The sequence below is a fragment of the Streptomyces acidicola genome (assembly GCF_009377235.1).
Classification (GTDB): Bacteria; Actinomycetota; Actinomycetes; order Streptomycetales; family Streptomycetaceae; genus Streptomyces; species Streptomyces acidicola.
In genome coordinates, this window is sequence record NZ_VMNX01000005.1 from 1 (window position 1) to 12,595 (window position 12,595).

General features: G+C 70.0%; 13 protein-coding genes and 1 pseudogene. 7 read left to right on the forward strand and 7 right to left on the reverse strand.

Translation table 11 applies throughout. The annotated features are described in order from the left end of the window. The first annotated feature begins 38 nt into the window (after positions 1–38). The 3 genes from FPZ41_RS03265 to FPZ41_RS03275 all read left to right on the forward strand — a co-directional run bounded on the left by FPZ41_RS03265 (position 39) and on the right by FPZ41_RS03275 (position 2,099). Positions 39–725 carry a DUF317 domain-containing protein gene (locus FPZ41_RS03265; RefSeq protein WP_152859052.1) on the forward strand — a complete coding sequence of 229 codons (687 nt, stop codon included), beginning with the start codon at positions 39–41 and terminating at the stop codon, positions 723–725. Between the two features lie 105 nt (positions 726–830). Beyond that, positions 831–1,289 carry a hypothetical protein gene (locus FPZ41_RS03270; RefSeq protein ID WP_152858926.1) on the forward strand — a complete coding sequence of 153 codons (459 nt, stop codon included), beginning with the start codon at positions 831–833 and terminating at the stop codon, positions 1,287–1,289. Between the two features lie 99 nt (positions 1,290–1,388). Next, a complete protein-coding gene (locus tag FPZ41_RS03275; protein WP_152858928.1) occupies positions 1,389–2,099 on the forward strand; it encodes a hypothetical protein in 711 nt (236 codons plus the stop codon). A 133-nt stretch (positions 2,100–2,232) separates the two neighbouring features. On the opposite strand, the gene FPZ41_RS03280 is transcribed toward FPZ41_RS03275, so the two are convergent. The 6 genes from FPZ41_RS03280 to FPZ41_RS03305 all read right to left on the reverse strand — a co-directional run bounded on the left by FPZ41_RS03280 (position 2,233) and on the right by FPZ41_RS03305 (position 7,925). After that, the gene (locus tag FPZ41_RS03280; RefSeq protein ID WP_152858930.1) at positions 2,233–2,559 is read right to left on the reverse strand and encodes a hypothetical protein; all 327 of its coding nucleotides are present in this window, start codon (positions 2,557–2,559) and stop codon (positions 2,233–2,235) included. A 152-nt stretch (positions 2,560–2,711) separates the two neighbouring features. After that, complete coding sequence (locus FPZ41_RS03285; RefSeq protein WP_322619773.1) at positions 2,712–4,415, reverse strand: mobilization protein; 1,704 nt, start codon at positions 4,413–4,415, stop codon at positions 2,712–2,714. Between the two features lie 4 nt (positions 4,416–4,419). Continuing rightward, positions 4,420–4,824, reverse strand: a complete 405-nt coding sequence (locus FPZ41_RS03290; RefSeq protein ID WP_322619774.1) for a plasmid mobilization protein — start codon at positions 4,822–4,824, stop codon at positions 4,420–4,422. A gap of 155 nt (positions 4,825–4,979) precedes the next feature. After that, on the reverse strand, positions 4,980–6,230 hold the full coding sequence (locus FPZ41_RS03295) for a DUF2637 domain-containing protein (RefSeq protein WP_322619775.1): 1,251 nt from the start codon (positions 6,228–6,230) through the stop codon (positions 4,980–4,982). A 146-nt stretch (positions 6,231–6,376) separates the two neighbouring features. Further along, the gene (locus tag FPZ41_RS03300; RefSeq protein WP_152858934.1) at positions 6,377–7,063 is read right to left on the reverse strand and encodes a zinc finger domain-containing protein; all 687 of its coding nucleotides are present in this window, start codon (positions 7,061–7,063) and stop codon (positions 6,377–6,379) included. Between the two features lie 7 nt (positions 7,064–7,070). Further along, entirely contained in the window at positions 7,071–7,925 is an 855-nt protein-coding gene (locus FPZ41_RS03305; RefSeq protein WP_152858936.1) for a helix-turn-helix domain-containing protein, read from the reverse strand. A gap of 475 nt (positions 7,926–8,400) precedes the next feature. Here FPZ41_RS03305 and FPZ41_RS03310 point away from each other — a divergent pair. The 4 genes and pseudogenes from FPZ41_RS03310 to FPZ41_RS03325 all read left to right on the forward strand — a co-directional run bounded on the left by FPZ41_RS03310 (position 8,401) and on the right by FPZ41_RS03325 (position 11,422). Next, positions 8,401–8,656 (forward strand): annotated as a pseudogene (locus tag FPZ41_RS03310) (helix-turn-helix domain-containing protein). Between the two features lie 125 nt (positions 8,657–8,781). Further along, positions 8,782–9,108 carry a helix-turn-helix domain-containing protein gene (locus FPZ41_RS47865; RefSeq protein WP_152858938.1) on the forward strand — a complete coding sequence of 109 codons (327 nt, stop codon included), beginning with the start codon at positions 8,782–8,784 and terminating at the stop codon, positions 9,106–9,108. A gap of 39 nt (positions 9,109–9,147) precedes the next feature. Next, positions 9,148–10,665, forward strand: coding sequence for a LacI family DNA-binding transcriptional regulator (locus tag FPZ41_RS03320; protein ID WP_152858940.1), 1,518 nt, complete (start codon positions 9,148–9,150; stop codon positions 10,663–10,665). A 292-nt stretch (positions 10,666–10,957) separates the two neighbouring features. Next, positions 10,958–11,422: a hypothetical protein gene (locus FPZ41_RS03325; protein ID WP_228022405.1), complete on the forward strand. Its 465-nt coding sequence runs from the start codon at positions 10,958–10,960 to the stop codon at positions 11,420–11,422. A gap of 224 nt (positions 11,423–11,646) precedes the next feature. On the opposite strand, the gene FPZ41_RS03330 is transcribed toward FPZ41_RS03325, so the two are convergent. Further along, entirely contained in the window at positions 11,647–12,543 is an 897-nt protein-coding gene (locus FPZ41_RS03330; protein WP_152858942.1) for a phosphorothioated DNA-binding restriction endonuclease, read from the reverse strand. Positions 12,544–12,595: the final 52 nt, after the last annotated feature.

Genomic DNA, 12,595 nt, shown 5'->3' on the forward strand with positions numbered 1-12,595 from the left:
ACCCCAGCGACCCCCTCCGCCCCGACGCGCAGGAGCCGTTGTACTGGGTCACCCCTCGGCACCTGGCTGGTGACGACGGCGTACTCGCCGAGCAGATCGGGTCCGCCCTGACCGGTCTCGGCTGGCGCATGTGGCCCACCTCCCGCGACACCCTGTTGTACGTGAGCCCGGACGGGCTGTGCGGTGCCGAGTGGGTCCTCGCGGCCTACCCGTTCGAACTGGGCGGGCTGCCCGTGGCCTGGCAACTGAGTGCCCGCCCAGACGCCGACTCCGTGATGACATCGTGGAACGCGTACTTCACCGCCGGTATCCCGTATGAGGCACTCGCCGACCTCCTCGTTGCGGTCGACACCCGCGAGGCGCCCGACATCGGCTACGAGGGGCCCGAGACGGTCCTGAACGCGCTTGGCGCCCAGGGCTGGGTCCGTGACCTGGACAGTCCCCACACCACCGCCATGGACCCCGGGTTCTCCGCCACCTTCTCCCTGGGGCTGCAGCCGCCGCTCGTCCAGGACGCCGATCCGCGCCCCGGCTTGATGGGATGGCAGGCGTGGACGGAACCCGTTCTCGGCGCCCCGTATCTGTGCTGCGCCAGTTTCAGCGCCGGCGTCCCTCATGATCTGGTCGCCGCCTTCGCCTCCTCGCTGGCCTCGTCGGCCGTGGTGTCCCGCCGCACTTTGCCCAAGGACGCCGAGGGCCGGCTCATGGTCGTCCGCCGCAGCTGACGACCCACGCCCCGCGGGTGGCTGGCGTGCGGCTCCTCGCCGAGCGCCGATGTCCCTGAGAGGGCTGTTCCCCGGACTCGCCGGATGACAATGAAGGAGACCCATATGTTCCGAATATTCCGGCGCCGTGCTCGCACCGACCGTGCGTTCCGTGACGCTCAGCGTGCGGGCCAGGTGCTGCTGCAGATGCACACCGAAATGCCCTGGCCCGATGCGCCCGGCTCGGCCGCCGCGACCGCCCATGACGCCGCAGACACGGCGCTGGACCCAGACTTCCTGCCGCCGGAATTTCGGGCGCCGTCCCGCCAGGACGTCGCCGGGTTCATGATGCGCTGGGACCAGCCGCTCGTCCTCGACGGCGAGGTACGCGAGTGTCACGGGTGCGGCGCGTACCGGAACTGGGTTGTCCTCTGCCTGCGCGACGACTCGGTGTGGCTGCGCTGCCGTGCTGGCCATACGACGAGGGAGCCGGGGCTGGACGCGGCTTGGTACAACCGCCACTCCGGTCCGGCCGACCACTGGCACTCCACCCTTGAGGACGGGCTGCGCCATCTCGGCCACTGACTCCCACGAAACCCCCCTGTCCCCTTCCCCTCCACATTGCCGGCCCCGGAGAGCCGGGTTGGTCAGATCGTTCGCTCCGCACCAACATGGGGGTTTCACATGCGTTTTCCCACCACAGCCGCGCTCTGCCTCGGCACTGTGTCCGTCCTGGTCCTGACGGCCTGCTCCAACGGCAGCACCCGCGCCACGGACCCGACGTCTTCCGCCTCCGCCTCCGCTTCCGTTTCCGGACGCCAGGAGGACGGGAACGCCCCGGCTGCGGGACCGTTGTCCTCGGCCGCACTGACAAAGAGGCTTCTGGACGAGGGCGATCTTGGCGAGGGCTACGCCCGCAAGGCAGAGCTGTCCGGTCGGCACGCTGACGTCACCGTGACCGGCTGTCCCGCGCTGGGGGAACTCGACGGTGACGCTGTGGCTGGCGGCAGCCTCGACTTCCCGCGCCGGGCGAAGGTCTCCTTCACCTACGCAAGCGGCATCGGTTCGGAGGTCTCTGAGGAGTTGTACAGCGGCACCGCGGCCGAGCTCTCCAGTGGCGTGAGCCGGATCTTCGAGGCGATGACCTCCTGCTCCAGCTACCGGGTCTTCGCCGGCAGCACGGCCGTCACGGTCACCGCCCACGAGGTGCCTGCCCCGAGGTTGGGTGACGAGCAGTGGGGCCAACTGCTTACCTTCACGGCAGGAGGACGTAGCCAGGTCGTTAAGCAGACGGCTGTTCGTGTGGGGATGGTGGTTGCGGTGGTCTCGGGTTCGCCCGCGCTGGTCGATGCCCACGTGGCGGAGGCGGTGGCGAAAGCCCGTGTGACCATGTGAGCTCGCGTGCATGCCGAGGGCCCGACCGGTGTCTCCGGTCGGGCCCTCGGCATGTGCCGGGCCAGGGTGCGTGGTCTGAGGGTGTCGGCCGGTGGGAGGAGTCCTGAATTGCCGCCTGTTGGTGTGTGGTCGGTCAATCTTCTTCGAGTGCGTAAAGGGCGTTTTGGAGGTCGGTCAGACGCTCGAACTCCGCGTAGTCCTCGTCGATCATGAGGTCGTAGACGCTGTCCAAGGAGTCGTCGGGCAGCTGGTACGCGTACTTCATGTACAGGCTGACGAGGGCCTTTGCCACCAAGTCGCCTTCGCTCATCCAGTCGGCCTCATCAGGCAGCCGGTGCGCGACGGCCATGGCTATCTCGTCCGAGGTGCTGGTGGCGAACAGATCGTGCTCGGCGCCGGTGAGCGGGCGGCCGTCGCGGCGGTACAGGCGACCGGGTTCATCGCGGCGGGAGGGGTCCATCAACGAGGAGGACGACGACGCGGGGGCGGATTTCGGTCTGGGCCATGCAGGGGGTTCCTTTCGGGAGTTCGGGGGGTTGAGGCACAAATGCTCCGGACGATCTCCGGTTTCGGTAACCGGGGATCGTCGGCTACAGTCCGCGCACCCGTGGGTCAGCGCCGCCGTGCTGGAGGCCGCTGCTGGAGCGGAACGCCGGCCGTGGGGTGGGCGGCTGGGATTCCGGGTCGTTGTGTGGTGCTACGGGCCATGGCGGCCTGGGCGCGGGGGCTGGGGACGTGACGCTCGCCGAGGCGCCGTATGCGCCAGGTCAACGCGCGGGCCGGGCTGTGGGCGTCGTCGAGCGTGCGCTGTCCGAGGGCCTGGTCCAGGACGGTGGCTGCGTTGTGCCCGGCGGCTTCCGCCTCGGCGAGCACGGTGGCGAGTGCGTCCCAGGAGGCGTCGTTGAGGATGCGTTCGACGTGCTCCGGGACCGCCTCCTGGAGGTGATGGGCGAAGCGGCGCTTGATCTGGTCGCTGGGAGTGCGTTGTGCGAGGCCCGCCAGGACCGGCTCGGTGACCTGCCCGTACGCGATCTGCAGGTGGACGAGTGCCTGTGCGGCGGCGGCTTCCTGCTGGGCGTGCTGGTGGGTGCGGTGCCAGTGCACGGCGAACGCCATGGCGGTGAGGGCGGCGTCGAGGAGCATCGCCAGCCCCGTGCCGTCACTGTCCTGTGGGCGGTCGCGCCAGATCGCCTGGACGCTGCGGCGCAGGGCGCGGGTGCTGGCGAGGTCGGCGGTGATGCGGGAGCGGGTGGCTCGCTCGAAGGCGGCTGCGGCGCGTTCGAGTTCAGCCCTCAGCGCGGCCGGAGCGGCGACCGGCAGCAGGTCCAGCGTCGCACCGAGGGCAACGAGCTGGCCCTGGGCGGCGTGGTCGTCGTCGTGGGTGAGGTGGTGGGGGATGCGTTCGGCGGCGGCGGTGGCCTGGTGCCACGGGTTGCCCGGCCGGGCGGTGGCCGGTTCGGTACTGGTGGTGGCGAGGCTCTTGCGGATCTTGGGCAGGGACAGGTCGGGGGAGAGGGTGGAGCCCGCGTAGAACACCGGCTCGCCCTGGTCGTTGGTGTCTTCTGGCAGGGCGAAGTTGCAGCCCAGCGCGTCGCCGGAGGGGCCGAGCTTGAGGCGCACGATCACGCCGGTGGCGTCCAGCAGGGCGAAGAACTCGGTCTCGTCGGCCGCGGCGGCGACCGCGCGGCGGACCCGCAGACGCAGCACGTCGCGGGTGGCGGCGTCCTGGCCCAGGCGCTTGGCCTTGAAGTGTTCCTTGCTGGTGGGCCGCTTGGCACCGGTGCCGTCCCCCTGCTTCAACTGCCTGAGCCCGTAGTCGATTTCGATCTTGCGGGCCTCGCGCTGGACGGCGCGCTGGTCGTAGCCGCGGTCGGGGCGGCGGCCGTCCTGGCGTACGAGGGTGGCGGCGATGTGGATGTGGTCGTCGGCGTGGCGGACGGCCACCCAGCGGCAGGCGTGCTCGTCCCCGTTGGGGGCGATGCCGGCGGCGGCCACGATCCGGCGGGCGATGGCGGCCCACTGGGCGTCGGTGAGGATCGGGTCCTCGGGGGCGGCGCGGACGGGGCAGTGCCACACGGTGTCTTTGGGTGCCTTGTCCCCCAGCATCTTCACGGGCTGGTCGAGTTGTGCGACGAGCTGGGCCATCGCGTCCTTCGGATCGCGGTGGGGGCTGCGGCCGGGGTCGGGGGCGAAGCCGTTCCAGGAGGCCACCAGGTGGGGGTCGATGTGTTCGTTGGCCCGTCCCTTGCCGAAGAGGTAGCCGATCGTACGGCGCGTAGCATGCGGGCCGGCGCTGAGGATGATCTTGGGTATCACCCGCTCACCGCCCTTCAGTGACCTGGGCTACGGCGGTGTCCAGTTCGGCGATGGATGCCTCGACGCGCGCCAGGAGCCGCTGGACGACGTCGGGGTGGGGCCAGGCACCGTCCTTGTTGAGGTGCCATGTGAGCTGGTTGAGGTTGTTGCCGATCATGCCGAGCCGTCCGTTGGCGGCCATCAGCGCCTTGACCATGGCGCGGTAGTCAGCGACGGCTGCGGTGGGGTCGTCGGTGCGGGCGGCGGCGAGCGAGCACTCGGCCACGTAGCCGCCAAGGGCCATGCTGCTCAGCGCGGCGGCATTCACGATTAGGGCGAACTCGTCGTCGTTGTAGCGAGGGTGGACGCGGCGCTCGCGCAGCTGCTTGTCACGCAGACGGCGACGCGGCGCAGACTGCTGCTGCGGCACGCTCGACGACGGCTCGGCTCCCCCTGTCCCGGTTGGCCCCCCTGGGCCGGCCGACTCCGGAGCCGCCTCGGCACCGGACGCCTCCGCCCCCTCCAGGGCGGGGGCCGGATAAGGACTCCTTATCCGACAACTTGCTGCGCTGTTCAGGCTGGTGGTCATCTCCGGTTGGGGTGTGGGGAGTCGGTAGTTCGGTTCGTGCATGGATCGGTGCTCCGTGGGGTGCTGTTGTCAGGATCTTCGCGCTGCGCAACCCGTGCCCCGGACTGGTCTGGCCCTGGGCACGGGGTGAGGAGGAAGGGCGGTGCGGTGCGCGCGTTTGCGGGGGTCAGGCGACGCCGACGGGGGCTACGTCGAGATGCCTCTGGTGTTCGGAGGCGGCTTCGTCGGGTCCGTCGAGAGGTTCGGCCTTGATGTCGTCGTGGGCGACGGGGTCCGGCCGGTCGGTGCGTTCGGCCTTCAGCTGGGTCACGCACGACGCGGGCGCGGTTCTGGCTGATCCGTAGTTTGGTGCGCAGGCTCTGTGCGGTCAGCTGGTCGGCGCTCCAGTCGGTGGTCAGGCGTCGGGCCTCGGCGAGGACTTCGTCGTCGGTGCGGGGGCGGTCGGCGGCCGACTCGGCAGTGGCGGGGGCCCGACGTCTCGCACGGCGCGGGGCGGTTCCGGTCGACTCAACCGCGCCGGACGATTGGAGCGGTCGGGTAGTGGGGGCCGCCTGGGTGGCCTCGGTCGGCTTCGGCGCGGGCGTCCTGGCAGCCTTTGCGGAGGTCGACTCGGTCGGCTGCCTCGGTGCCGATTCGGCCTGGTCAGAGGCCGACCGTGCGGCTTGCCGTCCGACCGCTTCGGCAGAGTCGGCCGACTCGGGGTGGTGGTGCAGCACCTTCGCGACGAGGTCCGACCCGAAGTAGATCGACCCGACCGGGAGCGAGGTCGCCAGCAGTACGAGGGCCCAGTTCGCCGGGTCCCAGTCGGTCAGTCGGCCCCACCGGGTCGGCATGGTGTGCAGGGCCGGGGTGAGGCCGTGCACGTAGTTCAGCAGGAGGCTGGCGATCGTGTAGGCCGCCAGGACCCGCAGGGCGAACTTCCGGTCGGCATCGGGCAGCACGAGTGTGGCGATCAGCGCGAGGGCCATCAGCCCGTCGACCACGACCGGGTAGAACAGGGCGGCGGTGGGGTCGGCGCCGATGGCGCGGGCCACGTCGGACAAGGCGTTCCAGGAGACTCGGAAAGCCATGAGGACCACGGCCATCAGGCCGACGACGAGGGTGAAGCGTGCACCGCGGTTCGCGCGATGGCCCCCGGTGCGTACGGCTGTGCGGCGGTCGAGGCGAGTGCGGAGCCGGGTGTAGCGGGAACGATGGGTGTCGGAGCTGGGGAAGGCGGCCGAGGCTATCGGGGTGGGGGAGGGCAAGTCAGATATCTCCAGGGTGGGCATGAGGGAGGCCAAGGAAGCCGACCGGGCATGGCATCGGCGCCGCCGACGGGCGGTGAGGGCGGGAGCGGGGCGCGGCGGAGAGGACGTTGGTCAGGCGCCGGCGCCGATACGGCAGCCGCCGGTCACGCGATGCCCTGCCGGGCCAGCTCCGCCACGGCGAGGTCCATACGGGTGGGGTGCGGCCTCGTGCGAGGTGCGTTGCCCCGGGCGTGACCGTCGAGCCCGAGGCGCCGACTGCGGCAGGGCTCGCCCTTGTCGGCGTGGCACCACCGGCACGAGACGCCGAGCGCGTCGGGCTGTCCGGCCGCGACGGCAGCCTCGCGGGCGGCCCGCGCGGGCCGGTAGGGGGCGAGTGCCGCGCGGACCGCTGGCGGGATGGACGATCCGACGACGGCCAGGCGGGCCTCGACGTCCCGACCCGGGCCCTGGACGAGCTGTCGGTGCGAGGAGGGCGCGGCCACACCGGTGGCGACGGCGTGCCGGGTGCCGAGCAGTTCGGTGCGCCAGGCGGCGGGGTTGTCCGGATCAGCGTCCGGAGTGGGATCGGTATGCCGCTCCATACGGTCGCGGCGGTAGGCGCGCCACTTGCGGGCGACGTCCACCGGGAGGATCGGGTACGGGGAATCGAGCACGTGGGCCCGTATTGCCTCGCGGACGTCCCAGCCGTGATCGGTGGCGAAGGGCACGTCGGCGAGCAGTTCCTGCCACTGGACGATCTGGTCACGAGCATTGCCCGTGCCGGCGGGGATGGTGCGGGGGTCGAGGCGCCCGATGTAGGCGAGGACGGCGGCGACTTCGCGTCGGTCCAAAGGCGGTCTACTCCGTTCCGGTCGGTTCGTCGAGGGCGGCGAGCAGGGCGGCCATGTGCGCCTCGGAGCGCGTCATGCCGGTGGACGAGGCGGGGGCGGGTGTGCCACCGGGCAGGGCGTAGAGGTTCGGGCGGCCGGGGGCGGGGGTGCGTTCCCGAGCGATCCACGCACGCCAGTCGGCGGCCCACGCTTCGGCGGTGCGGGGATCCCACGAGCTCCTGAAGGTGCGCCACTTCGCGTCGGCGGCGTCCAGGCCCTGCTTGCCGAGCCGATCGAGATGCCCGTCGCGTTGCAGCCAGGCACGGGCGCTCGCGTCGATCTGCCACTCGATGGCGGAGATGAGCGGAGCAGAGCTGCTGCTGCTCTTACTACCGTTCACCTTCGGTTCTCTTCTGTTCTGGGGGTCGGAATCCGCACCCCCCTCGGGTCGGAATCCGTACCCCCTGGGGGTCGGAATCTGTTCCCCGGGGTCAGATTCCGATCCCCCCTCGAAGGGCTCGGCAGGGTCGGATTCAGACCCCCCGAGGGCCGGATTCCGACCCCCTTGAGGTGCCGGATTCCGGTCCCCCTCTCGGCGCTCATCGGCCAGGAATTCGGCGGCGATTGGGAGGCGGTAGTAGGTCTCGCCTCGGGGTCCCTTGCGGTCGGGGAGCGGCACCAGCTCACTGTCGGCGATCAGCTTGGCGAGCGCGTCGCGTACGGCGGTGCGGGAGGCGTTGGCGCGTTTCATGAGGGTGGGCACGGACGCGTACGCGACGCAGCGCCGGTCGCGGCACCGGTCGGCGATCAGGGCGAGAACCATGCGGGCGGTGCCCTTGCTGCGGCTGTGGTCCCACACCCATTCGCGGGCGTCGTAGCTCATCGGGCGGCGGCTCCTAGGTCAGGGCATGGGAGTGCAGTCGGCCCTTGTCGGGCGGTGCACAGGGAAGGGGTTGGCCCACCGCCCCGGCCGAAGGCGCGGGGGAGGGCTGGTGGCGTCGTATAGCCAAGACAGCCACATCCATGCCGCACAAGTCCAGCATTCCCACCGAGAAACCAGACAGCTGACGGCGAACGCTTACTACGAGCCAGGCATTCCCAAAATTATAAACCCGAATCCGCCGCTGCCGAAATAACGGACCGTCAGGCGAAGCCAGAAGCATCACATCGGCAAGCCGTTGACGCACCGCCGACGGGGAAGCTACACCACAACACCGCACGTCAGGGCATCGATCGACGCATCCGTCCGCTCCCCCTCCCGACCCCCGGAAATCCCTCTGCAGCGTACGGCGCGGAGGGCAACATAGCCGACGATCGCCGGTTACCAAAACCGGCGATCTAGCCTTTCAATTGGAGCCATGCCCCCACGCTCATTGGAAATCGGGCCGGCAGGAATGCAGGCGGCCCGTGCCATCGAAATCCTCCGCCGAACGCGGCCTGTCACAAAGGCAGTTGGCCGACCGTGTGACAGCCCTCGGCCACCCGATGTCCAACACCATGTTGTCCCGTATCGAGCGCGCCCAGCGCCGATGTGACGTCGACGACCTCGTCGCGATCGCCGAGGCCCTCCACGTTCCGGCACCTGCGCTTCTGCCCAGCCTCCGCGCAGTCTGAACCGCCTTCGCCCCGCCGAGGCTCGCCCCATCCCACAGCCGAGTAAGGACCCACCCCTCTTGCACCACACCGCAACGCCACCTGCTCTCCCACGCCCGCTTCCCCGGGCTGAGGGCGAAGCATCCTTGCCCCGCCTCTACCGCCCCGAAGAGATCGCCGAGACGCTCGGCTGCTCTGCCTGGTGGGTCAAGGACTGTGCGCGAAGGCGCCTGATCCCGCACACGCGGGTCGGTCGCGCATACCGCTTCACCGCCGGACACCTCGCCGAGATCATCCGCATCCACGAAGAGCCGGCCCCGCAGTCTGCGCAGCGCAACCCTCCCCGGACGCCTCAGCCTGCGCCGACAACTACGTCATCGCGTACGGGGCGACTGCCCCAGTCCCCGATGCCCTCCGCGCAACGTCTCCAGGCCCGACCACCCCGCAGGTCCCAGTACGGCACTGCGGCCTAGCACGACACGGCAGACCACAGGAAGGAGGGAGCACGAGGCATGGGTTTCGCCGAGAAACGCGGCAGTTATTGGCGCGGCAGGTACAAGGCCAGCGAAGGCAAGTACGGCACCGTCGCCGACCCGACGGGTGCGGTGGTCAAATTCGCCACGAAGCGCGAGGCGAAGCAGGCCGCAGACGAGGAAGAGGCCAAGGTCCGGCGCGGCACCTGGCGCGACCCGTCCGCCGGACAGGAGACCTTCGGCGAGTACGCCAGCCGCTGGTATGACGCCCAGGACCTGGCCGCATCCACCATGCAGAACTACCGGCGCCACATCGAGGAGCACTTGCTCCCCGAGTTCGAGGACAAGGCCCTCGCTGGCATTCTCCGCACAGACGTGGACACCTGGGAGAAGCGGGAGAAGTCCGTCTACGCCGCATCCAGTGTCAAGACCTGGCGCTCGACGCTCCACCTCATCCTGGCCGACGCCGTGGATGAGGGCCTCATCGCCGCCAACCCGGCCACCAAACGACGCGGACGCGGCAAGCGCGCCGGCCGTTCCCGTGACCGGGGACCCGAGAAGGTCATCACCGATCCGCTCGGCCTGCTGCTCATCGCCGAACGCGCGGCCCTGCTGTCCGGGCGCGACGACGAGTTCGTCGCCGTGATCCTCAAGGGATACACGGGCATGCGGTGGGGCGAAATCGTCGGCTTGGAAACCGAGTTCGCACGACCTGACGCCGTACGGGTGGAGCACCAGTTGTACGAGCTGGACTCGGGCGAGCTGATCCGCTGCCCGCCCAAGGACGACAGCTACCGCAGCATCGACGTGACGGACTGGTTGTCGGCCCTGGTCGCCGACCACATCGCCCGTACGAAGCCGACGCCGTGCGCCTGCCACGGCAAGAGGTACGTGTTCCGTGGCCAGGGCACCGCTCGCACCGGTGGGCACACGGGCGCCAAGCTCGTGGACGTCGCTCGCCGCGCGGAGGTTTCCAGCGGCACTGTGTCCAATGTCCTCAGCCACCCCGAGCGGGTACGAGAGGACACCCGCGTCCGGGTTGAACGCGCCATAGCCGAGCTGAAGTTCGTCCGAGGAGGCGTCCCGACGGAGAACGCCGCCCACTGGCGCCGCAACGGCTTCGCCACCTGGCTGTTCGCGCCGGCCACCTCCGGCTGGTACCCGAAGAAGGCACCTCAGGAGGCCCGCCCAGTCCCGCTGCTCGGCGAGCCTTGGCCCGGCATCCCGGTCCGAGGCCGCAACGCCCGTGGCCGGGCCGACGCCTGCTGGCTGCCCGTCGCCAGAGGACTCACCCCGCATGGCCTGCGCCACTCCCATCGCACGCACATGGAAGACCTCGGCACCGAGAAGGTGCTGATGGACGAGCGTATGGGCCACATCGACGGCTCGGTCTCGGCCCGCTACGCCCACGTGACCCCTGGCATGCGCGAGCGCCTCAAGGCCAGCCTGACCGATCAGTGGGAGGCAGCGCTCGATGCCCGGCGTGGCCTGCACCCTCGCTCGCCGGTCGCCGTACTCGATCGGCTGCTGCGCGCTCGCGCCACGACGATGGCCTGATGGTCGGGAGACGGGTCCGGTTGCCTCGAATGGAGCCCGTCTAGCGCGCGACGTGTGTGGCCGGGTGGCCTTGACGCTGGTCCTGGAGCGGCGTCGGCGGATTTCCCCCAATTGCCGGGATAGGGCTGGCCTGGGGCGTACGCTGTGCGTGGCAGATCGCGCCTGCCCGCTCCGAGTCATGATGGCCCACGTCCATCGTGGCGGCGAAGACAAGGTTCCCCGAATCGCGTAGCAGCGTTCCGCCAGGTCATCCAAGTATCCGCGGCGGGGTGAACGTGGGGCGTCCCGCCAGATGGAGCACACGATGACCAGGGGCCGTCGCCGCAAGGCTGAGATTCACGCCCACCAAGCAACCACCGGAACGCCGTATCTGGTGGCCCGCCGACAGATCGCTGCCTTGGCCGAGGTGATGCAGCAGCATCCGCGGCTCAACTCCTTCGGCATCGGCGTCTTCAATCCGCTTCGCAAAACGGCCGAGCAGCGTCGGACCGAACTCGCGGTCGGCCGCGAGGAGTTGGCCGGAGGCGTGGTCATGGTGATGGAGACCGCAGCGTGGCTGCGCGAGAACATCACGCCGATCAAGACCCCTACCGTCAGCAGCTACACCGTGAAACACGTGATGCAGCGGGCAACCGGCAGGTACGTCACCAATGGTGTGTTCATCGCGGCCGCTCTCGTCGCCGGCTACACCTTCAAGTACGAGCAGCCGAATGTGCTGTTCGGCATGAGCGCCCGGGACCTGAAGCGGATGAACTGAGCACCCCAGAACGGATCCCTCCGGCCAGCTGAACGGGCCTCGAAAGGGCTCGGTCTTCCACGGGTGCTTCATCGTGTGCGCAGGACCTTCGAGATCCTGCGCACACGACAGCTTTAGCCAGGGCGTCGGCAGTAACGGCCGAAAGATCAACGGCATCTGACGGAGGATCCTCGGCGGGTGGCGATGCACTCCTTACCAGTGGGTCGCGGTCGACGATTCGACGGTCAGGCGGCCGTGGCGGGGCGTGGGCTGCCGTGGAAGACCTGGCTGGTGTGCCAGGAGCGGTGGATCGCGGCGACGGGGTGGGCGCCTGGTTGAGGTCCGATGAGTGGGCGGTCGGCGAGCGCGATGACGTGTTCGCGGGCGGCTGGGCTGTGGCCGACGAAGCGCTGGGAGACCAGGATGCGGTGGCCGTCGCCGACACCGAGGACGCCCTTGTCGAAGAGCTTGTGGTGCAGGGAGCACAGGCACAGTCCGTTGTCGACGTCGTCCGGTCCGTCGAACGCCCACCAGCGCACGTGCGCGGCCTCCAGCCCGACCGGCACCGCGCCGATCCTGCCGTCGTAGCCGCAGAATGCGCACTGGTACTCGTAGGCCGTCAGGACCTGCTCCCGCATCCGGGGATCCCGTCGCCTCCGCACGGCGGCCGAGAGTTGTCCGGTCTGTGTCGGCTCCAGCTCCAGGCCGACGGATTCGCACAGGTCGCCGTGGAGCGAAGGCGGGAAGTGCAGGTCGAGCAGGACCCGTGCCATCCGGCCGAGCAGCTCCGGCTCACGCCGCAGCGCCGCCCGCAGCTCCGGCGCCAGCCGCCCGGCGGCCCCCGCGGCCCGCAACTCCCGCACCCCGCTGCCGGGGCTGCCCGGTCCGCGATCGGTGCGCACCTCCCATACGCCGTCGCTCACCAGGTGGTGGAACGGGTAGGCCGGAGTCGTCCTGTTCGGCGGACCGTACTCGGCCAGCAGCCGCTGCAGATCCTCCTCCACCGCGCTGTAGCGCAGTTCGCCGGCGGCATCCTGCTGGAACCGGCCGAGGGCGTACAGCAACAGCAACGGCTTGTGCGGAGCGCGGGTCCCGCTTCTGGTCCACTGCCTCAGCCCTGCGGTGCGCTCCAGCCAGTCCATGACCGGCGATCGTAGCCGCGCTTCGTCGACCAGCGATCTGCGCGTGTGGGGA

What these genes read in the sequence shown, in the direction of transcription:
- FPZ41_RS03275 (WP_152858928.1), top strand. Translation starts at nt 1,389, where the DNA reads ATGCGTTTTCCCACCACAGCCGCGCTCTGCCTCGGCACTGTGTCCGTC.
- FPZ41_RS03305 (WP_152858936.1), bottom strand. Translation starts at nt 7,925, where the DNA reads ATGAGCTACGACGCCCGCGAATGGGTGTGGGACCACAGCCGCAGCAAG.
- FPZ41_RS03325 (WP_228022405.1), top strand. Translation starts at nt 10,958, where the DNA reads ATGGAGCACACGATGACCAGGGGCCGTCGCCGCAAGGCTGAGATTCAC.
- FPZ41_RS03270 (WP_152858926.1), top strand. Translation starts at nt 831, where the DNA reads ATGTTCCGAATATTCCGGCGCCGTGCTCGCACCGACCGTGCGTTCCGT.
- FPZ41_RS03320 (WP_152858940.1), top strand. Translation starts at nt 9,148, where the DNA reads ATGGGTTTCGCCGAGAAACGCGGCAGTTATTGGCGCGGCAGGTACAAG.
- FPZ41_RS03280 (WP_152858930.1), bottom strand. Translation starts at nt 2,559, where the DNA reads ATGGACCCCTCCCGCCGCGATGAACCCGGTCGCCTGTACCGCCGCGAC.
- FPZ41_RS03330 (WP_152858942.1), bottom strand. Translation starts at nt 12,543, where the DNA reads ATGGACTGGCTGGAGCGCACCGCAGGGCTGAGGCAGTGGACCAGAAGC.